Source organism: Polyangium jinanense, from assembly GCF_028435265.1.
GTDB lineage: Bacteria > Myxococcota_A > Polyangia > Polyangiales > Polyangiaceae > Polyangium > Polyangium jinanense.
Genome location: NZ_JAGTJK010000010.1, coordinates 138,641 through 159,401 on the forward strand (window position 1 = coordinate 138,641; position 20,761 = coordinate 159,401).

The window sequence follows — 20,761 nt, forward strand, 5'->3', positions numbered from 1 at the left end:
GAATGCGGATCCCTGGGTTTATTCAATCTTTGTTCTGCGAAATTTTCTGCGCGGTTTCGCGATGCAATCCGCGCGTGACGGGCCCCCCCGAACCCGTCACTCACGATTTTGCTCCGCGCTCGTGAATGGCGGACCCCCCCGATCCGTCATTCACGATTGGCCTCGACGCTCGCGGGCCGGCGGGCCCCCCCGAACCCGCCACCCGCGATTGTCACGCGCTCGTCGATGGCAGGCCCCCCCGAACCCGCCATCCACGAGGACACGAAACCCTAGCCCCGCGCCCGCTGCTTGCGCGGCGCCGGCCCCGCCTGACCCCGCGCGCTGCTACCGCGCGCCATCCCCTTCTGCGCCCCTCGCGCGCCGCCGGCCTGGCCGCCCCGCGCCGCCCCGCCGCTCTGCGACTGCGTCCGCGACGCTCCCTGCCCGCGCGCAGCCGGCGCCTTCTGCGCCGCCGCCGTCTTGCGCGTCTGCGTCCGCGCAGCTCCGCCCGCCACGGCCCCGCCGTTCCGCTTCTGCGCGACCGCCGCGCCACGCTTCGCCGGCGCCGCCGCCTTGGCCGCACCACGCTTCGCCGCGCCGCGCTGGGGCGCGCCACGCTGGGCCGCCCCCGCCGCCCGCTTCGGCATCGCCTGGCGCTTCGCCGGCGCGCGCTTGCGCGGAGCCGCCGCCTTCTTCGCCCCGGGCGCCTGCGTGGCCACCTGCCGCGCCGCGATGCCCAGGCTCCGCTCCAGGATCGGGCGATGCCCCTCCGCCAGGCGCTCCGAGAACCGCGACTGGAGACGATCGCCGAGCTGCTCAAGCTGCTCACGCTCCATCTCCCCCTCCGCCTGGGGCAGGAGCTCGCTCTCCTCCTCCTCGACGTGGTTCATCACGATGTCCTTGAGCGCGCCGAGCTTGGCCGAGAACGTCTCGTCGCCCACGCTGACCGACATCAGCCGGTAGAGCGCGAAGTCCGCGACCGCGTGCTCCTCGAAGGCCTCACGGATGCGACCGCTCGGGCCGAGCGACTCCATCGCCGCCGGATAGAAGATCTCCTCCTCGATCGCCGTGTGCGCCGCGAGCGCGTTGGCGAGCTCCTCGCGCAGCGAGGCACGCTCGTCCTCGTCCTCGGCACCCTCGATCTCGCGGAACAACTCTTCGACTTCGCGGTGATGTTGCTTGAGTAGGTCGGTCGCCTTCATGTCGAGCTCCTCAATCCGTTCTTCTCGGCGTGCCGCGCCTCGCCGAGGCGCCGCCCTTCGTTCGTGCTCGCGGCTCCTTGCGCGTGGCATGCCAAAGCCCCCGAGGGCCCCGAGAAATGCGAGGGACGGACGGCGAAAGATGGCCGTCTAGGTCCCCGACGGAAGGCCGCGACCCGAGCGAAAGCACGAGCAAAACGAGGCAACGAGCCGAGGCGGAGGCGACCGCGAGCCGCGCACCGCGGAGGCTCGTACCCCGCTCGTCCCGCGCGCCGGTAGGCGCGATCCGAAGAGCCGTGACCGCGCGCGGTCGGCGCAGTCGATCGCGGCGGGTGGCACGGAGGTGCGCACCCGAGGCGCACACACAGCGCGCGCGCGGGCAACAAAGGAGCAGACGGCTAGGGCGCGGCCGGCGCCTCGCCCTCCACGAAGTCGAACGACGGGGGGTGGGTCGAAACCATGCGGATCACGACGGCGTCGTGGTCACGCGCACCCGGTCCGAGGACGAACGGATCGGCGCCGGCATCGAGCGCCGCGCCAAAATCCACGGCGGAAAGCCAGGATGCGACGTCGAACCGGACCTCGAGCCGCGAGGTCGCCTCGGTGACCGTACCCTCGACCTTCGTGGTCGGCACGGCGCGCTGGCCTTGAAAGAGCGGGGCGACGTCGATGTCGGCCTCGAACCGGACGGACGTGCCGGCGCGGCTGGCCACGCCCCGCACGCGTGCCGAATGCCCGCCCGGCGCCTCGGGCGAAGCCTGGGCCTCCTGCTCTGGCAAGAACCAGTGAATCCCGTAATCGTACGAGGCGCTGCGCACGTCCCCCGCGAACCCCGCGTACGTGCCGAGCGGCGTCTCCCCTTCCCCGAGGACGTCGATCGCCGTGACGCGCCGAATCTCCCCGACCGCCGCCTCGCAAAGGGTGGCCGAGCCCGAGGCGCTGGCGCAAAAATAAGCCGGCCCGAAGGCCACACGCGCCTCGTCCAGGATGACGTCGACGTCGTCCACGACGAATTCGTTCGTCGCGGCAGAGACGAAGACCGCCGGGAACGAAACGTCGGGCTGTCCGGTGCCGGTGCCGCAGCCGGCGAGGGCAAGGACAAACGGCAAAAACGAGCGCAGAAGACATCGCATGACGGACCTCCGGCTCAAAGGTGGAAGGTCAAATTGCCGAGGATCGTGAGCGGCGATCCGGCGGAAATGTGGCGCGCGGGCAGATACGAGGGGATGTCGCTCGTCCGCCAGTCGGAGACGAAGACGTACTCGGTGTCCGCGTACCGAGCGTTGAGCAGGTTCGTGGCATCGACGCCGACCTCCACGAAATCGCGGCGCAAGCCGAGCGAAGCGTCGACGACGAAGACGGGCCGCGCCTCCTGGGCATACGGGAGCGGGCGCGGCGAGAGGAAGGTCGCGCCATACCCGGCGCGAGCGACGAGGGGTTTGCCGAGGAACGTGCCGAGGGTTTTTCGGTAGGAGACGTCGGTCCGCACGACGACGGGCGGAACGAAGGGGAGCGATTGTCCCTCGACATAGGGCGGCGTGGGGTTTTCTGGGGTCGGCGGCGGCGGCGAATCGAGGGTGGCCCGGACGAACGTGGCGCTGATCGAGGCGTTGAAGCCGGTCAGGGGGTTTGCCTGGAGGTAGGCGACGAGGCCGCGGCGGGTGGTCGGGCCGATCCGCTCGAGCCGGCCTTCCTCGGCGTCGAAGGCGAGGTCGTAGGAGAGGCGGGTTTCGTAGGCGACGAGGGTGGCCGAGAGGCGAGCGCGTTCGTATTGGACACGCGCGCCGGCCTCGTAGCTGTGGACCGTGGCGAAAGGAGCCTGCTCGCCTTCTTCGAGCTGCCGGGCCTGCGGGGAGCGATAGCCGCGGCCATACGCGGCGAAGAGGCGCAAGGAGGGCAAGGGGTCGACCTCGAGCGTGGCGCGCGGGCCCCAGGCAATGCCGGCGGCGGTGCGACGATACCCGACGAAATGGGTTTCTTCGCGGAAGGCGGGGATCTGGTTGCCGAGGCGATCGTCGATATCGAAAGAGATGAGGTCGGCGCGGAGGCCGCCGCGCAGGCGCGCCCAGCGGGAGAAGGTGAACAGGGCGTCGGCGAAGGCGCCGATGCGGAGGGAGCGGACGGTGGCGTCGACGCGGCGGTCCCAGGTCTCGTTTTGCGGGGCTTCGAGGAGGTTTTGCGCCTGCTCGATGGAATGGGCCTCGGCGTCGGCGCCGAGGGTGAGCTGGGCCTTGAGCCAGGAAGCCGCCTCGTACCGGCGGGTGCGATACGAAGCGCGGGCGCCGAAGCCGCCGTCGTCGTTCGATTGCTCGATGAGGTCGCCGCGGCCGGCCCAGGTGGGCCGGAGGCGCGAGCGCTGGGTGTAGCCGGTGAAATTGAGCCGGCTGCGATAGGTGGCGTAGGCGCCCCAGAGGCCGAAGCTGGCCTCGGAGTTGTCGTCGCCGGTGCGCTGGAGGGAAACACTCGCCTGCGTGCGGGTGGCCGCGGCGGATTGCGAGCGGGCGGAGGTGTCGGGGTAGGCGTCGTAGAAAGCGATGATCCGGCGGTCGATGTCGTCGCGGCGGAGAACGCCCGCGGCGCTGGAGCGGGCCCCATAAGCGGAGAGGTGGACGAGGGCGGAGAGGTCGCCCGGGAGCTCGAATCGGTACTGTCCGGTAAAACCTCCCGAGATGCTGCCGCGCACGCCGTCGCCGAAGCCGTCCGTGGTGCGCACGACGGCCGCGCCGAAGGTCTCTTCGGACTGACCGGCAGGCGCGAAGATGGCGACGAGGCGCTTCGTATTGAACGAGCCGTACGAGGCGGTGGCGTGGACGCCGCGTTCCTCGACGCCGAGGTCGAAATCGACGCTGCCCGCGACGGCGAAATCACCCTGGTGCGGATCGTAGACGCCCTCGAGGACGCGCACGCTGCGCACGGTCTCGGGAATCACGACATTGAGGTCGGCATAGCCCTGCCCGTGAATGTGGGAGGGTTGGTTGATGGGAATCGTGCCGCCGACGGTGAACTGGATGTCCTGGCCATGATCGGCGTCGAAGCCGCGGAGATAGACGCGCTGGGCAACGGCGTCGCCCTCGGGGCGCATGACGTGGAAGCCAGGCGCGGATTTGAGGAGGTCGGCGGTGGTGGGGCGCGGGGCGCTGTCGAGGACGGCGCGGCCGAGGCGGAAGTCGGAGGCGCCGCGGCGCGGAGGGTTCGGCCGGCCCTGGACGTGGATTTCGATGGGCTTGCCCGGTTCGGCGACGGCGTGCGGCAGCGCGAGGCCGGAGTCGAGCTCGGCCGGCTGTTCGCCGTGGGAATGCGGGTGTTTGTCCGGCGGCGGTTTGTCCGCGGGGGGCGACTTCTCCGCGGGCGCGGGCGGGCCGGGCGGAGGCGCGGCGTCCGGGGGCGTGGTGACGGTCGGCACGCCCGGCGGGACGGGGACGGGCGGATGCGGCTCGGGCGCGAAATGGAAGGGGACACGAATGCGCGCGCGGATGGGGACGCCGTCGCGTGTGGCCGGGCTGAAGCGCCAGCGACGGACGGCGGCGAGGGCCGCGTCGTCGAAGGCTTCGCCGCCGGAGACCGCGATCTGGGCGTCGCCGACGGTGCCGTTGCGCTCGACGGTGACCAGGACCTCGACGGTGGTGTCGATGCCCTGCGCGAGCTTGTCCGGCGGATAGACGGCATCGACGTGCTCGACGACCGTCGGAAGGGTGACGTTCGCCTGGCCCGACGGCGCCTTGGGAGCCGCGGTCGGCTGGGCGAACGCGGGGCGCGTGGCGAGGAGGCCCGCAGCTAGGGCGATGGCGTGTGACCATCGAGACAAAACGAACCTCAACCGATCCTCCGTCGGGCCCCTTCAGAGAGGGTGCTTTACACGGGGAGGGCGGGGAGCGGAATGCGAAAATCACGCCGCGCGGCGGATCTCACTCGATCGTCCCCCAGACCCGCAGCGCCGCCGCCGTGTCCGGGTCGATCGTCGCCGGCTCGCGCTTCTGCAGGTCCGACCGGGTCGACTGATCGCGCGCCATCACCCGACGGAAGAGCGCCTGCGCGGCGAGCGGGAGCGTCTCGCGGCGGTTGAAGGCGCACGTGGGGTCGAGCTCGAGGTCGCAGAGGAACGGAACGGCCTCGTAGCGGCCCGTCATGATGAGCTCGCCCCAGCGGGCGGAGAAGCGGTCGTCGAGCGTGGCGATCTGCGGCTCGAAGGAGGAGTCCTCGAGGCCCGAGGCGACGGCGGAGAGGTCGCGGCCGAGGCCAGGGCGCGAGAAGGAGATGCCGAGCGCGGAGAGGGCCGTCTGGCTGACGTCCCAGACCTCGGTGGGGAGATTGACGTGGGCGCCGCCATAACGGGCGTCCGGGAAGCGAACGTAGAGCGGGAGCGTGAGACGCGGCTCGGCGAGGTCGTCGCCCTCGGCGTAGAGCGAGGAGGCGCCGGCGGCGACGTCGCCGGTGACGACGAAGACGGTGCTCTCCCAGAGGCCGGCGGTCTTCAAGGCGGCGACGAGGCCACCGAGGGCGCGGTCCTGCGCGGACATGGCTGCCCCTTCGAGGGCGCGGACGCGCTCCTGGTCCTGCGCGGAGAGGGCGTCCTTCTTGTCCCTCCTTTTCCGCATGGTCGCGAGTTGCTGCGCCCCGCGACGCGGCTCGATGACGCCGGTGTAGGGCGTCGGCGGGAGCTGCGCTTGCTCCTTCGGCGAGACGTCCCAGGGCGGATGTCCGCCGCGCGCGTGGACGACGAGGAGCAGGCGCGCCTCGGGCGATTGGCGGAGGACGTCGGTGAGCCAGGTGGCGGCGGCGTCGAGGGGCGCGGTGGCCGGGTCGTTGCCGTAGGGGGGATATTCGACGAAATGCTCCCAGCCCTCGCCAAAGCCGAATGATTTGAAGGTGGCGGGGACGCCGGTGAACATGGCCGCGCGAATGCTGGCGTCGTGGGCGACGGCGCCGAGCGTGGTGTTCGAGGCCGGCATACGCGCGCCGAAATCGGTGAGGGTATGGGCGCGCGGGGGCATGGCCGTGAGCAGGGAGCCAACGACGCTGCCCGGAAAGGTGGTCGGGGCGCGGTGGCGATGGAAGGTGGTCGCCGTGAGGGCGAGGTCGGAGAGGGTCGGCAGGTGCGGCGTGGGGCCGGCATGCCAGGGCGGGAGGCTGTCGCGGTCGAGGCCGTTCATGACGACGACGACGACGGCGCGGGTCTTGGCGGTGGACGGCGGAGGCGCGGCCGGCAAGACGATGACCGGATCGCCGAAGAGGACACGGGCGCCCTGGGAGGTGCCTTCGGCGCGGAGCTCGAGGGTGGCGAGGGGGCCGCCCTGGGGGTCGAGGGGGACGTCGAGGTCGGTCCAGGTGGCTTTGTCGCCGCCGGTGACGTGCTGGGTGAGGACGTCGACGGGCTTCTGGCCATCGCGAAGGAGGCGGACGCGGGCGTCGGCCTCGCCGGGGCCGAGGACGCCGACGGAGGTGCGGAGGCGGGCCCCCGGTGGGAGGCGCAGGGTGCAGCGGACGGCGCCGGGGCCGCGGAGGGCGATCGAGCGGTGCGGGACGGCGGAGAGGGCGGCCTCGCGGAGGAGGACGTCCCGCAGGGTGGGCGGGCCGTAGGTGGCGGTGCTCTCGTCGGGGACGCCGATGCGGATCCAGTCGAGGTCGACGAGGGGATCGCCGGATTTGGCGCGGCCCATGAAGCGGAAGGTGAGGGTGTGGACGCCGGGGTCGACGGGGAGCGAGGTGGCCCCGGTGGTGGCGATGCGGATCTGGTCGCGCTGGAAGTTGAGGGTGCCGAGGGGCTGGTCGTCGAGGGAGACGGTGGCCGCGCGGGCGCCAAGGCCCATGGAGCGAGCGGCGACGAAGATGGGGCTCGCCTCGGGCAGGACGAAGGTGACGCGCAGGGTGCGGTTCGAGACGCGCATCCAGGTGGAGGCGTCGTGCTCGATGGGTTCGACGCCCCGCGGGGAGGTGCCGGTCCAGGCGAAGCGGCCGACCATGGCGTCGGTGCCGGTGTCGAGGAGCAGGCCGCGATGTTCGAGGTCGCAGCCGGGGAGCTGGTCGACGAGGTCAGCGACGACGCGGGCGGGCGCAGGCGGCTGGGGGGCGGCAGCGCTGGTGGTGGGCGCAGGCGTCCCCTGTTCCTGGCCCTTGCTGGGGCTGCAGGCGCTCGCGCCGAGGGCGAGGGCAAGGAGGGACGAGAGGACGAGCGGGGCGGAAGGCGTCAACGCGACCAGGGTGGCGCGATGCAGAGGCGCGTCAAGCGGGCTTGTGGGGGAGAATGTATGAGAAAGGTCACCAAAAGAAGCGTGCGCGAGGGTCGCGAGGGCGTCACGTCGTCGCAAAGGCGCGTTCCCGACCGCCGCGATGCCACGACGGGAGCTCGGCCGCGGCTTTCGAGGGCCGCGATGCCGCCGAAACGGGAACGGAAGAGCTTCGCGACCGCCGCGATGTCGCCAAAATGGGAACGAAAGAGCTCCGCGACCGCTGCGATGTCGCCAAAACGGGAACGAAAGTCCTTCGCGACCGCCGCGATGTCGCCAAAACGGGAACGAAAGTCCTTCGCGATCGCCGCGAAGGCGAGGCGCAAGTTACGGAACGGCTTCGCGAGTTGCCGTGCTGGAAAGCGGAGCGGCACCGGGGTGTGGAAATCAACGCGACCAGGGCGGCGCGATGCGCAGGCGCGTCAAGCGCCCTTCCTTGACGAGGGCGAACCGGACGCGCTCCTCGCCGCGGAGGCGGACGCGGATCTCGTACGGGTCCTTCTTGGGGGCTAGCTTCGCCTGGACGACGGGGCCGGTTCCGACGAGCTGGCCGTCGACGTAAATCGAATCACTGGGCCCGACGATCACTTCGAGCAGGCCCTGACCCGCGGGGACCTTGTCCTCGGCGCGGAGGGGGAGGTCCTGGGGCATGACCGGGAAGTCGGCGGTGTCGCCCTCGCGGCGGTCGTGGGGGGTCGCCGCGGCAGGCTCGGGCTCGGGCGCGGGGGCGGGCGCGGGCGGGTCGGCCGTGACGGTCGGGGCGGGGAGCGCGGCGGGCGCGGGCGCGGGGGCGACGCGCTGGTGCGCGAGGCGGCTGCCGACAGCGAAGACGGTGCCGGCGACGGCGAAGAGGATCCAGGCGCTGACGCGGGTGCGTGAGCTGCCCTCGCGGCGAGAGGGCGGCGCCGAATCACGGCTGACCTTCTCGTTGCGGCGGAAGCGGCTCGGGCGGCTCTCGACGTCGGGATCGAGCGTGCGAGCGGCAGGCGCGTGGGCCGAAGGCAAGGAGCCACGCGGGGGCGGCGGGAGATCCTCGACCGGCGGAGGGACGAGGGTGCCGAGAGAGGTCGGGATCGGCCGCGCCGCCGTGGCACGCGGGGCGGGCGCAGGGGCGGGCGCGGGGGCGGAAGCGGCCACCGGCGCGGCGGGGGCGGGCGCGGCAGCGGGCGCGGCAGCGGGCGCGGCGACGGGCACGGGCACGGGCACGGGCACGGGCGCAGGCGCGGCGACGGCCATCGGCGCGGGCGTGAGGACGGGGATGGACAGGCGCTCGATCGCCTTCCGCGGAGCCACCGGGCCCGGCGTGGGCGACGGCTGCTTCACGTCCACCACCGGCCGCCGCACGTCGAGCGTCCGCTCCTCGGCAGGCATGTGCGCGAAGTCGAGGACCGATCCGACCTCGACCGACAAGACCTCGTCCGGCTGGAGCGTGAGGATCGACGGGGAAAGCGAGGGCTCCTCGCGGGCGAGGACCGGGCCGGGCGTGGCCGAGCGATCGATGATCGCGGAGATGGGCTCGGGCGTACTCGGCGCAGGCTCGGGCAGGATGTCGGCGAGCGCGGGGATGAGCGCCGGAGGCGGCGGACGGCGCACGCCGCGGAGCCGCTCGGACTCGCGGTGCACGGCGGGCGTGAGCAGATCCGCGCCGGCCTCGCCGACGACGGCGGTGATCGCGCCGTGCGCGGCCGCGTCGCAGAGGACGTCCTCGACGAGGTGCGCGGCGGCCTTGCCGGAAGCGACGAGCGCGCGGGGCGAGGCGCCAGACGCGATCGAGCGCAGGAGCGAGCGCAAGGGCTCGGGGGTCGCATGCTCGGCCGGTCCGAGGAGGTCGAGGTCGATCTCCACGCGCTCGACGGTCATGAGCGAGGCGCCCGAGAGGAGGCGTTGTGCAGCGCGGGCCGAGGCGATCGGCGCGACGAGCTGCTCGGCGAGGGAGCCTTCGAGGTCAGGGCGTGCTCCCGAGAGGCGCGCGACGTCCTCGTCGACGGGCGCGACCACGAAGCGGCCCGCGCCGAGACCGAGGAGACGCGCGAGCACACCCGGACCCCGCTCGAAGGAGCCATCGGCCGTGGTGCGCGTGGCCCGCACGGGGCGGCCGTCGCGGATCTCGACCTCGTAGAGGTAGAGGGCGTCGCGCACGGTGAGCGTGGAGGCGGGCCGATGGGCGCACGCGAGCGCGAGCAACGTGCGGGGCGTGAGGCCGTCGAGGCGGCCGCGGACCTCGCCGCCTTGCGCGAGGCGTTCGGCGACGCGCAGGCGCGGCCGCAGGATCTCGCGGAGGCGCTGCACGATCGCCGCGGCGCTGGCCTCCTTGCGGAGGTAGCCGTCGGCGCCGGCGCCGAGCTCGCGCACGCGCTGGAGGAGGTCCTCTTTCCAGGAGAGGAGCACGACGGGGACGTCACGGAGCGCGAAGTCACGCTTGAGCGCGCGGCAAAGCGCGAAGCCGTCGAGGCCCGGCATGATGATGTCGCTGACCACGAGGTCGGGCGAGACCTCGCACGCGAGCTCGAAGGCGCGCTCGCCATCGTGGGCCTCGTACACCGTGGCCCCCGCGGCGCGAAGGACGCCGGCGAGGAACCAGGTGACGGCGGCGTCGTCATCGGCCACGACCACGCGGAGCCGATCGAGCGTGGGCACGCGCGCGCCGCGGGCTTCACCGAGCGCCCGCACGCGCGTCGCCTGACCTGCCTGCTCGGGACCACCGAGCCACGGCGCAAACGGGAGCGCCCCTTCCGGCCCGCTCGGCGCGAACCGCACCTTGCCTTGCGACTCGATCGTGACGAGGTCGCGGATCCGCGCGACCGCACCCCAGAGCGCGGCGAGCACCTGGCTGCCCTCCCCAAGCTCGACCCGCGTGCTGCGAGCGCGCGCGTCCGCCGCGTCGCAGAGGCCTCGACGTAGTTCTTCGGCGAGGCGCGCGCCGAGATCGTCCAGCGTGACCTCACCGATCGGCGCGCGGGCGATGTCGCGACGCACCTGGGCCGCGATCACCTCGGCGCAGGCTTTCCGCAGGGCCTCGGGCGAGACGGGCTTCGGCAAGGTCCGCGTGACGCCGAGCGCCGCGTAGAGCGCGGCGTCGTCGGGCCGGGAGAAGCGCCCGAGCAAAAGGAGCGGGACCCCTTCGATGAGAGGATCGGCGAGGAGCGAGGCGATGAGCTCCCGCGCGCCATGCTTGTCCGCGTCGATGACGATGACGTCGGGCGCGAGCGCGCGCGCGAGATCGGGCGCGGCGACGAGATCGTCGGTGCGCTCGACCTCGAAGAACGAGGGAGCTCCCTCGGCGTGATCCTTCGCGAGGGCCTCGGCGAGCTTCTCGGGCCCGACGAACAGCACGGTCTGCGGGATGCCCTGCGCGGCCGCGCTCGCGGGCTTGTCGGCGGACCGTTCGGCCGAGGGCAACGTGCGCGGGCCGCTGTTCGCCGACTTTGGCGCGGCTTCCCGTTCGGGCACGCCCAGCGAGGCCTCGCCCCACGCGAGCTCGGGCAGGCGATCGAGCAAACTTCGCAGCGCCTTCCACTCGTCGTCCGTGAGCTTACCGCGCTCGGCGACGCGATCGACGAGCGCTTCGCCGCTCTTGAGCTCCTCGGCGAGCTTGTTGAAGCGCAGGAGCCTCGCGGCGGCGGCGAGGGCGTGCACGCGGCGGCGCAGATCATCACGACGCGCGGGGGACGCGGGTTCTTCGGCGAGCTTGGTGACGGCGGTGCGGAGCTCGACGACCCGTCGGCCGAGGGTGGCCACGAAATCGGCCCGGACGCCGCCGAGACGCTCGGGAGACGACGCCGGGCGAGGGTCCTTGGGCGCCTCGGCACGCCGCTCTGGCGCTACGGGCGGTGCGATGCCCTCGAGCGTGATGACGCCCATGGCCTCGGGACGGCCGCCTTCATTTCGGTCCAACGCGGTAGCTTGCGCGCCCATCGGTTCGGGCCGTATCACGGGTCGGCGCGGCAGCTCCAATTTGTGGCGATGCATGCGGGGGGTTCGGTCGCGATCCGCGGTCGATTTTACGCAACCAGAAGCCCCCTCTTGGCGACATAGGGTTTGTGAAGCCGCATCTCACACGCCGAGGTATGCTGCGTCGCATGGTGGCGATCGCGATGGCAGAGGTGCTTTGGCCGGAACCGATGACGCTCGAGCAGTGGGCCGACATGGACGAGGACGAGCCGGGCGAGCTCGTCGACGGCGCGCTGGTGGAGGAAGAGGTGCCGACGAATCTGCACGAGCTCATCGTGGGCTGGTTGATCCGTGTCCTCGGGAACTGGGCAGCTCCTCGCAGCGGGCGGGTGCTCGGCTCCTCGCACAAGCTCGGCGTGTCCCCGCGTCGCGGTCGCAAGCCCGACGTGACGGTGTACGCGCCTCGCTCGAAGGTGAACTGGCAAGCCTCCCTCTCGCGGGTTGCTCCACTCCTCGTCGTGGAGGTGATCTCCCGGCAAGCGCGTGACGTGCGTCGTGATCGCGTCGAGAAGCTCGGCGACTACGCGCGCTTCGGCGTGCGCTGGTACTGGCTCCTCGACCCCGAGGTGCGGCTCCTCGAGGTGCTGGAGCTCGGCGCGGATGGGCGGTACACGATCGCGCTCCAAGCCTCCACCGAGCGCGTGGCCGTGCCTGGGTGTGAAGGGCTGGAGCTCGATCTCGCGAACCTCTGGAGAGAGGCCGACGAGGCTGCGGCCGAGGGCAGCGAGGAGAGCGAGCCAAGCACGGAGCGTGGCGCGAGCTGAGGTGCTACGTCGACGAGCCCGCCGGCGGCGCGGGCTTGTTCCAAAGCTTGGAAAGGTCAAGCTCGATCGCATCGAAGGGCACGGCGCGGACCTTGGCGTCGTCGTGGTGCACGCCGCGCAGGAGCCACCCCTCGGGGGTGAGGGCGAAGACTTCGAGCAGCCGCTCGATCGGGTCCACGATCCAGAGGTGCTGCACGCCCTCGCGGGCGTACACCGGCATCTTTTTCGCCCGGTCGATCGCCGCCGTGGAGGGGCTCGCCACCTCGCAGACCCAGTCGGGCGCGAGCGGGAAGTACGGCGTCTCGGGTAGCTCAGGCATCCGCTCGACACGCCAGCCGGCAAGGTCGGGGACGAGCGTGTCGCCGCCGAGGTGCAGCTCGGGTTCGTCGAGGATCCACCATCCGCCGGGACCGCCGTCGCCAAACCGGAACGGAGGACCAAGCTGCATGCCGAGCGACGAGTGTGCCGACGCATGCCTCGGCGCAGGCCGAGGGAACACGTAGAGCGTGCCCTGGATCAGCTCGGCGACCTGATGCGGCGGGACCGCCTCGAGGTCCGCGTACGTTGCCGGATGCAGCTTCTCCGCCGGGTGCCCCATGCCTCACTTTACCCCATGCCTCGGGACCTGCCAGAGACCTGCGTGTGTCCTCGTCGCTGCCGGCGGTGGAGCAGCTTCACGATGAAATAGACTGAAATCGTCTCACGGTTGGTCATGTCGTACCTTCCGAGCGCGGGCGATACGCGATCGCCCACGCGTGCTGCGAGGTTCCGGCCAGCGCGCAGCATTTCCCTTCCCTGTCAAGGACACTCAAGCATGCCCGAGCTTCCCAGCGACGGCCACGCGCCCCGAGGCGATGGCGAAACCAAGATATGGGAGCAATTCCCTGTTGATGTCAAAATCGTACGCGGCGTTCGCTTCGAAACGAACGACGGCCGCGGCGACCTCCTGCGGATTGTCGTGATGAACGATCGCGCGACCGCGCAATACGCCTCCTATCGCGAATACCATGGCGGCAATATCGCGATTTTCGTGGATGACGTCTCGTCGTTCACCCTACGCTCGAGTCGCATCGAGGAGACCGAGCAGGCTATCGACGGGATGCTCGGCGTGATGTCGACGCCGCTGGAGATACCCCAGGTCGTGAGCTTCTGCCGCGGGATTTACACTCCCTCCGGCGCCCGCAGCCGCCTTTACAAAGCCGTCGACCCCGACGACAGCACCAAGATGATGGGCGTCCTCATCGAGCAGGACGCGCGAGGGATACTGGAGCGGGTCACGTGGTACAAGACGTGGAGCGCCGGTGCAGCCTTCGCGGTAATCCCCGACGTGTTGGAATTCGTGCTCGTGAAAGACGAGCGCGGCGCGCCGAGCCTCGACCCGAACGACATCGGCGGTTGCGCCTGGCATTACTCCACGACCTTCGGGATCGGTCCCTCGCTGGGCCTCAACCCCTGATGCTCCTCGCGAGGCGAAAACCGAGAACGCCGTGTCGCCTCGTCGGACGCTCGGCATAACGCACCGAGAGCCGCATCATGTCTCCCGACGAGATCCAAGCCCCACCCCTCACCGCGCGGTCGGTGTCGTCCTCCGTCGTGGGCTCGATCTGCAAGATGTCTCCCTCGACGCGCGGGCCGTCGAGGCTCCAGGGCTCGATACACCAGTCGCGGACATTGCCTGCGGTGCCCCGAACCCCGTATGGACTCACGTCCATCGGATAGCTATGCACCGCCATGACGTGCTTTCGCTCGGCGTGGCTGCCCGACACGCACGCCCACGTCGGCTCGATCTGATCGCCCCACGGCATGAATCGACCGTCCACGCCCCGCGCCGCCTTTTCCCATTCCAGCTCGCTCGGCAGCCGCCAGCCGAGACCCGTCCGGCGCGCGTGGTGCGCGGCGTACGCGTTCGCCGAATACCAGTCGACGCATACGACTGGCCGCGCGAGCTCGGCCTCGGGGTCCTCGAGCACGTAGCGCCCGGTGCGCGGGTCGCGCGTGTACGCCAGCTGCGCGTCGCCATTGAACGCTGCGCCCGGTGATCGGCGCGGACAATGCCGCTCCGCCAGATCCACGAGCCCTTCCTCGACCAGATCGTTCAAGAACGCGACGTACTCGCCGTTCGTGACCGGATGCCTCCGGATGACGAACCCGTCCGCCCACACGCGCCGCCGGGACATGCTTTCTCCTGCGTGAGGGTCTCCGCCGACGACGAACCACCCCGGCGGTAAGTAGACGTCCTCGGGCCCGAGGTCGTCTTCCCGCAGAAGGCGGATCGGATGCGCCTCAGTGCCTCCCGGACGAACACCGTCCCAATGCTCACCACGGCCGATGGCCACGGGATAGGCGACGTCGCGATAGCCAGGAGCCGAGAGTCGCACGAGGTAACTGCCGCATGGTAGGCGCAGCTCGCGGAGAGGAGTGGTCGCGATGTAAGCGTTCTCCTCGCTCGCGACGAGATAACGGCTCACGGGCTCGTACGGCTTGATGACGGCCCGCACGAGGGGTGGATCGGTGACCAGCGTGAGCCGCCCATCGCCCTGGAGCAGCGCCTCGTATCGCGCGCGTTCGTCGGACGACAGTTTGGCCGCGTGGTCTTCGAGCAGCGCGGCAAAGCTCGTCACGGCGGGGCGATCATGGTCGGCCTCGGCCCGACGCAAGTTGTCCGCGTAATGCGCGGCGAGCGCGGCGTGCGCTTCTTCGAGGTCCGGCGCTTCGTTGAGCGCCGACCGGAGCTTCTGCGTCCAGTTGATCTCCTCGCGCAAGACATCCCGCTCGATGGCGGCCGCTTCGTCTTCGAGCTGCCAGCCCGCAGCCTTCTCCTGGACACGGTCGAACGGCCGCAGGCGGTCGAGGATCTCCCGGGCTCGGGCCCGGAGTCTGTTCGCGTCATCGCGCATGCGCTCGATCCTCGCTCGGTGCGCGTGGTGGGCGTCCGCCACGATACGACGGGCGCGCGCCTGTCGGTCGGCGCCGTCGAGCCAATCGCGGACCGTGGTCATGAGCGCGCCAGCATCGGGGAAACGGCTCGATGGCACGCGCTCCATCGCCTTGCGGCATAACGAATACAGCTCCTTCGGGGCCTCCGGGACAGCGACGTCCTCGATGGGCGAGGGCGGCTCCTTGCGTACACGCTCGACGATCCTCTCCGGCATTTCGGGCGCTCCCGGTCGAGACGCATACGGCGGGCGGCCGCTCAGGATCTCGTAAAGGACAGCGCCGAGGGCATACACGTCACTCGCCGACCCCATGGCCGCGATCTCGCCGTGCGCTTGTTCCGGCGGCATGTAAAAAGGGGTCCCGGCGACGCGTGTGCGCACGCTTCCCTCCGAAGGATCGGACCGCCGAACTCCCGATGCAGCATGCGCCCCGGGCGACTCGACGCGGGAGAGATCCCGCGCGAGGCCCCAATCCATGACGTGCACTTCCCCGAGGTCGCCGACCATGAGGTTTTGCGGACTGATGTCTCGGTGAATGATGTCCGTCGCATGGGCGTAGGCCACGGGTTCGCAGAGCCGGCGGAAGTCATCGAGCAGGCGCCGCAATGCTTGGAAGAATTCGGCGCCTCGCAGGCGGTGAAGCTTCGCGATGCGATGGCCGATCGTCTCGCCGCGCACCCGCTTCATGGTGAACCAGATCCGACCATCGGGCAGCTCGCCCCAATCGTAAATCGGGACGACACCGGGATGCTGGAGCCGTGCCGTGATCCGGACCTCTTGTCGGAAGCGCTCGCAGTCCTCCGGCAGGCTTCGCGACGGCGACTGCACCTTGAGCGCGACCCGCCGGCCGACGTGGCGATCCCAGACCTCGCGCACCTCGCTGAACCCGCCCTGGCCAATCGGACCGATGTCCTCGTATCGCTCCCTGTAATCATTTCGCGCGAGCGGCGCTGAGACGGCGTGTTCGGCTCCACGAACATCGACGCGGTGTGTGGGCACGCGGGGGAGCACGCCGTCGAAGAGCCGTTCGAGCTCGTGGAGCGCGTCCTCGCCAAATCCATACTTGTCCGCGATGAAACGAAGCTCTTCGCGCATGGCCACTTCCGAGGTTGACACGGTAACGAAAGAACGGCATGGCTTCCAGCCGTCAGATGGGGGTTCTCAAGCACGCATCCTCCGGAAGAACTGTGGTCCTGGCCGCGGACTCGATCGTGGGCCGCGGGCCGCGTTGCACGTTGCATCTCGCCGATCCCGCGGCGTCGCATAACCACGCGTCCATTTCGTGGAACGGGAGCCGCTGGGAAGCGCGTGACCTGGGCAGCACGAACGGCACGTTCGTCGACGGAGAAGCGCTTCGTCCCAAGGAGCGGGAAATCCTCTCCCAGGGGAACGTCCTTCGATTCGGCGCCGACGCCGAACAGTGGGAGCTCGTCGACGGCCGCGGGCCCGTGGTCCTCGCGCGCTCGACGAGCACGGCCGACGTGCGGGCGGCGGAGGACGGGCAGCTCGTGCTTCCGGACGCGGCGAACGTCGTTCTCTCGATCGTCGAGGATTCCGAGGGGCATTGGTTCGTCGAGACAATCGAAGGATCGCGACGTCCAGCGAGGGACGCGGAGCAGATCACCGTCGCGGGGGAAACCTGGGAGCTCTTGGTCCCGCCGACATCCCCGGTCGCTGGAACCTACAAGGCGCGAACGTCGCTCACCCTGAACACGCTGTCGCTCCGGTTTCATGTGAGCCGAAACCAGGAGCACGTGTCCGTCGACATTGTCCACGGCGATGAGGTCATGTCGCTGGGAGAGCGTACGGTGTTCGACGCGCTCCTGCAGCTCGCTCGCGAGCGCCTGAAGGACGCCGCGGCAGGGGCGCTGCCGGACGAAGAGCAAGGCTGGTACGACCTCGAGGCCCTGACGCGAGACCTCCACGTCGACGAGAAGGTCCTCAACACGACCATCTGCCGCGTGCGCAAGGCGTTCGGCAAGGTGGGCGTGGAGCGGCCGGCGGGTATCGTGGAGCGCAGGCGGCGGGAGCTCCGCATCGGCACCTCGCGCGTCGAGGTCCTCGAGTCGTAGGCAGCCCGCGTTGAAATAGAGTGAAATACCCTCCGTCCTTGCGGACGGGTGCGTCCCTCTTATCCTCGCCTCCCCGATACGTCGTGATTCGACGATGTCGTGGCCCTGGAGGGACCGATGGGTAAGCTCAGCACCAAGAGCGCGTCGCATCGCGCGCTCACGCATTTCGTGGATTGGATCAAGCCGGAGGAGGCGACCGCGGATGCGATCCGGACGCAGGCGGAGGACATTCGAAAGCGCATCAAGGCAAAGGCAGTCGAAGACGGCCTCGTCGTGCGCTCCACGCCGTGGTCCGGCTCTTTCGCCAAGAAAACGGGGCTCCGGCGCCACATGCGTGGCAACCACGAGGTCGAGGGGCAGGACGTCGACTTGCCGTTCGTCGTCTCCCCGCAAACCAAGGAGGGGGAGGGCATTCATACCCTCCTCGACAAGTTCGAGCGGTACGCGAAGGCCATTTACCCGAACACGCGGCGGAGCACGACGAAGAGCTCGATTTGCCTCGATTTCAAGAGCAATAGCCTGTCGTACGACATCGTTCCCATGCTCGCCGTCGACGGGGACGACGAGGCGCAGGTGCTCCTGCGCGGCGACGGGGAGCGCAGGCTCACGTCGGTCCAGAAGCACATCGACTTCGTCACGATGCGCACCGCGGCGAGCAACCTCCTCGACGGCCGCGTCAAGTTCAACGAGGGCGTGCGCCTCGTCAAATGGTGGCGCGAGCTCCGCCAGTCGCAGAGCGACGTCCTCGACGAGGTGCCGACGATGCTCATCGATTTGCTGTGCGCCAAGGCCTTCGACGAGCACAGCGTCGACGAGACGTACACGGAGACGTTGAGCCGCTGGTTCGGGCGGATTGCGCACATCGTTCGCCAGCGGAAGCGGGTGGATTTCAGCGACTTCAGGAACCCGGCGCTCACTCCGAGCAGCGGCCTCTGGACCGTGCTCGATCCGGTCAATCCGGAAAACAACGTCGTCCCCGCCTCCTGGACGAACATCAAGCTCCAGGAGCTCGCCGAATGGTTCGAGGAGGCCCGCGACGGAATGGCGCGGGTCATCGCGGCGGACCTGGCCGGCGACGACACGGCGGTCCGGGAGGAGCTCGTCGCGCTCTTCGGCAATGCCATCAAGGACCATGGGGAGGCGCCGTGATCAAGAGCTATACCGCCTCGCACGCCAGCACGTTCACCGAGGCGCGGGCCCGCGCGGTCCTGCACAACGTCCTCGAGGATTTCATGCAAGTGGCAAACGCGGGCTTCGTCGCGCGCGAGACCATCAAGGAATGGTTCGACGAGCTGAGCTTCGCCGTGCTGCACAACGTGGTCAACAGCTTCCAGCTCCAGTTCATGCTGCCGGACGGAAGAAAGGACCGGGCGTTGCACTACGAGGTTCGAGACGACGGAACGGTGCCGGAAGGCTCCAAGGGCGGCGGATTCGATCTCTACGGTTTGCCCCGGAACACGCGCGTCATCTTGTGCGTCTCTTATCGAGGTGATGCGCCAAACCTCGACAAGGTGCTCGCCTGGTTGAGGGAGCGCGGGTGGGGTTCCGGCGGAAGCCTCGTCCAGGGGAACACCAGCCAGGATCGAGCATTCTCCAGGGACGGCTTCGGGTTTGTGCGCAGCAAGGTGGGTGATCTGTGACGACGAGCCTTCGACTGTCCGAGGTTTCCCACCCGTCCAAGGACGCCGCAGCCCGGTACGACGCGTTGATGGGCATCGACGGGTACAAGGAGCAATTGCTCGACGAGCTCTCGTTGTGGCTCGATGCGGCGCGGGTGGAGAAATGGCAAAAGACGCACCACCCGAAAGGTTTGCCCGGTGTCGGCACGTTCGGTTGGGGCTCACCGCTGATCCTCCTCTCCGGCGATGTCGGCTGCGGAAAAACGGCCTTGGCCACGTCCGTCGGGACGCCGCTCGCGCGGGAGCTCGATCGGAAGGTCATCGCCATGGAGACGCCGTCGGACATTCGCGGTCACGGGCTCGTGGGCGAACTCTCCACACGGATCACCGATGCATTCAGCCAGGCGCGCGCGAGAGCCAAGCACGTTGGATGCGGGCTCTTGGTCATCGACGAGGCGGACGACCTCGCGACCGCCCGCGACCAGATGCATGCGCACCACGAGGACCGGGCAGGCGTGAATGCCCTGATCAAGGAGGTCGACGCGATCGGACGCGAGAGGACCCCGCTCGCCGTCCTCTTGATCACGAATCGGTCGAGCGCGCTGGATCCCGCCGTCATGCGGCGCGCGTCGTTGCATCTCCGGTTTGGCCGACCAAATGCCACGCAGCGACGCGCCCTTCTGGAGCGGCTGCTCATGGGGACACGGGCGACGGAGGATGAGCTCGAAACGCTCGTGGAAGCGACGAGCGCACGCCGAGGCGTACCGTTCAGCTTTTCCGACCTCACCATGCGCCTCGGGCGATCGGCCCTGCGACAGGCTTGGCGTTGCGATTGTCCGTTTGGAGCGGCCGTGCTCCTGGAAGCGCTCGTACATATCGAACCATCCCCGCTCGTGACCCGAGAGGAACGTACCGATGCCTGATCCCAATCGCCTCCTCGTCGTTACGCAACCCGTGCTTGGCGCCATCGGGCCCGAGGAGATCAAGAGGACCCTTCCGAGGTCGCAGAGCGCGGCCGGGTGGGACTCCGCAGAAGTTGCGCCGATTCGCGCGACGCTCGGGGATTCCTACGAGCTCGACTGGTCGGCCCTACAGGCCGAGCAGGAGCGGCTCTTCGACGAGACCCTGAAACCCCAGCTCGCAGGGCGAAAAGGGTTTGCCTACTTCGGGTTCGCTCCGATCCCACTCGCGATTCATCTGGGGTACCTGGTCGAAAATCGATTCGAGATCGACCTCTACCAGCTCAACCATTCCAAGTCGAAGTGGGTCAACACTCCGGACAAACCATCCCCGAAGCGGAGCGCGCTCAAGCCGATGCAACTCCCGGAGCACGGGTCCACGGACAAGGGCCCGATCGTGATCCGCGTCTCCACGTCGGCCCGGATCTCGCCCGAAGAGACGGCCGAGATCGTTCCGCGGAGCCTTTTCGATCTCGATATTGCACTCGTCGAGCCTCACCCCGACGCCCTGGAGACGGGTGGCACCCTGGCCGAGGTGGTCGAGGCGTTCAACCTCGGGATCGCGCGCCTCCGAGCGCTCTTCCCCAACCGCACGGCGATCCACCTTTTCACCGCCGTTCCGGTGGGCCTCGCATTCAGGCTCGGGACGCTGATCAACCCCACCATGTATCGGGGCGTGGTGACTTATCAGTATGCCGTGAAGAAGTCGCCGCGCTATCAGCGAGCAATCGTGCTCGCGGACGACGGCTTGCGCGAAGAGCCGTTCCTCGACGACGCAGAATACGATTGGAAAAAGGCCACCGCGGTCGATTTTTTCGTGACGATGGTGAAGGCCTACGGTGGGGCGCCGATGGCTGATCTGATCCTGGCGCGCAGCGGGGTCGATCGGTCCCACCTCAACGTCAACCACACGCCGCGGGACTATTGGAAAGCAGCGCTCGAGGTGGCTGCGCGCGGCAGTCGCCTCCGCGCGCTCGTGCAACATGCCCTCGAGGATCCGGACATCACCGCCCATCATCGAGAGATCAAACGACTCGCGAGCGGCACCCCTTGAACCT

At 69.6% G+C, this 20,761-nt stretch carries 14 protein-coding genes; 7 read left to right on the top strand and 7 right to left on the bottom strand.

The features are described 5' to 3' along the window. Nucleotides 1-269 precede the first annotated feature (269 nt). The 5 genes from KEG38_RS20940 to KEG38_RS20960 all read right to left on the bottom strand — a co-directional run bounded on the left by KEG38_RS20940 (nucleotide 270) and on the right by KEG38_RS20960 (nucleotide 11,296). Nucleotides 270-1,181 (bottom strand): hemerythrin domain-containing protein, encoded by a 912-nt coding sequence (locus KEG38_RS20940; protein ID WP_272421508.1) that lies wholly within the window; start codon nucleotides 1,179-1,181, stop codon nucleotides 270-272. Between the two features lie 395 nt (nucleotides 1,182-1,576). Beyond that, nucleotides 1,577-2,311, bottom strand: a complete 735-nt coding sequence (locus KEG38_RS20945) for a hypothetical protein (protein ID WP_272421509.1) — start codon at nucleotides 2,309-2,311, stop codon at nucleotides 1,577-1,579. Nucleotides 2,312-2,325: 14 nt separating this feature from the next. Next, nucleotides 2,326-4,983 (bottom strand): TonB-dependent receptor domain-containing protein, encoded by a 2,658-nt coding sequence (locus tag KEG38_RS20950; protein WP_272421510.1) that lies wholly within the window; start codon nucleotides 4,981-4,983, stop codon nucleotides 2,326-2,328. A 100-nt stretch (nucleotides 4,984-5,083) separates the two neighbouring features. Further along, on the bottom strand, nucleotides 5,084-7,366 hold the full coding sequence (locus tag KEG38_RS20955; RefSeq protein WP_272421511.1) for a sulfatase-like hydrolase/transferase: 2,283 nt from the start codon (nucleotides 7,364-7,366) through the stop codon (nucleotides 5,084-5,086). Nucleotides 7,367-7,789: 423 nt separating this feature from the next. Continuing rightward, entirely contained in the window at nucleotides 7,790-11,296 is a 3,507-nt protein-coding gene (locus KEG38_RS20960) for a response regulator (RefSeq protein WP_272421512.1), read from the bottom strand. Between the two features lie 185 nt (nucleotides 11,297-11,481). Here KEG38_RS20960 and KEG38_RS20965 point away from each other — a divergent pair, with 185 nt between their 5' ends. Beyond that, the gene (locus tag KEG38_RS20965; RefSeq protein WP_272421513.1) at nucleotides 11,482-12,117 is read left to right on the top strand and encodes a Uma2 family endonuclease; all 636 of its coding nucleotides are present in this window, start codon (nucleotides 11,482-11,484) and stop codon (nucleotides 12,115-12,117) included. A 4-nt stretch (nucleotides 12,118-12,121) separates the two neighbouring features. On the opposite strand, the gene KEG38_RS20970 is transcribed toward KEG38_RS20965, so the two are convergent. After that, nucleotides 12,122-12,715: a Uma2 family endonuclease gene (locus KEG38_RS20970; protein ID WP_272421514.1), complete on the bottom strand. Its 594-nt coding sequence runs from the start codon at nucleotides 12,713-12,715 to the stop codon at nucleotides 12,122-12,124. A gap of 216 nt (nucleotides 12,716-12,931) precedes the next feature. Between KEG38_RS20970 and KEG38_RS20975 the strand changes: the two genes are divergently transcribed. Beyond that, nucleotides 12,932-13,573, top strand: coding sequence for a hypothetical protein (locus tag KEG38_RS20975; RefSeq protein WP_272421515.1), 642 nt, complete (start codon nucleotides 12,932-12,934; stop codon nucleotides 13,571-13,573). Here KEG38_RS20975 and KEG38_RS20980 read toward each other — a convergent pair. Then, a complete protein-coding gene (locus KEG38_RS20980) occupies nucleotides 13,563-16,148 on the bottom strand; it encodes a bifunctional serine/threonine-protein kinase/formylglycine-generating enzyme family protein (RefSeq protein WP_272421516.1) in 2,586 nt (861 codons plus the stop codon). The two genes, KEG38_RS20975 and KEG38_RS20980, sit on opposite strands and share 11 nt — an antisense overlap. Before the next feature lie 38 nt (nucleotides 16,149-16,186). Between KEG38_RS20980 and KEG38_RS20985 the strand changes: the two genes are divergently transcribed. The 5 genes from KEG38_RS20985 (at nucleotide 16,187) to KEG38_RS21005 (ending at nucleotide 20,757) form a co-directional block, all read left to right on the top strand. Continuing rightward, nucleotides 16,187-17,125 (top strand): FHA domain-containing protein, encoded by a 939-nt coding sequence (locus KEG38_RS20985; RefSeq protein WP_272421517.1) that lies wholly within the window; start codon nucleotides 16,187-16,189, stop codon nucleotides 17,123-17,125. Between the two features lie 117 nt (nucleotides 17,126-17,242). Further along, nucleotides 17,243-18,274, top strand: a complete 1,032-nt coding sequence (locus tag KEG38_RS20990; RefSeq protein ID WP_272421518.1) for a CBASS oligonucleotide cyclase — start codon at nucleotides 17,243-17,245, stop codon at nucleotides 18,272-18,274. After that, nucleotides 18,271-18,765: an HORMA-1 domain-containing protein gene (locus KEG38_RS20995; RefSeq protein WP_272421519.1), complete on the top strand. Its 495-nt coding sequence runs from the start codon at nucleotides 18,271-18,273 to the stop codon at nucleotides 18,763-18,765. Before KEG38_RS20990 ends, KEG38_RS20995 begins: the two co-directional genes overlap by 4 nt. Beyond that, on the top strand, nucleotides 18,762-19,667 hold the full coding sequence (locus tag KEG38_RS21000) for an ATP-binding protein (protein ID WP_272421520.1): 906 nt from the start codon (nucleotides 18,762-18,764) through the stop codon (nucleotides 19,665-19,667). The genes KEG38_RS20995 and KEG38_RS21000 overlap by 4 nt, the downstream gene beginning before the upstream one ends. After that, nucleotides 19,660-20,757: an SAVED domain-containing protein gene (locus KEG38_RS21005; RefSeq protein ID WP_272421521.1), complete on the top strand. Its 1,098-nt coding sequence runs from the start codon at nucleotides 19,660-19,662 to the stop codon at nucleotides 20,755-20,757. The genes KEG38_RS21000 and KEG38_RS21005 overlap by 8 nt, the downstream gene beginning before the upstream one ends. Nucleotides 20,758-20,761: the final 4 nt, after the last annotated feature.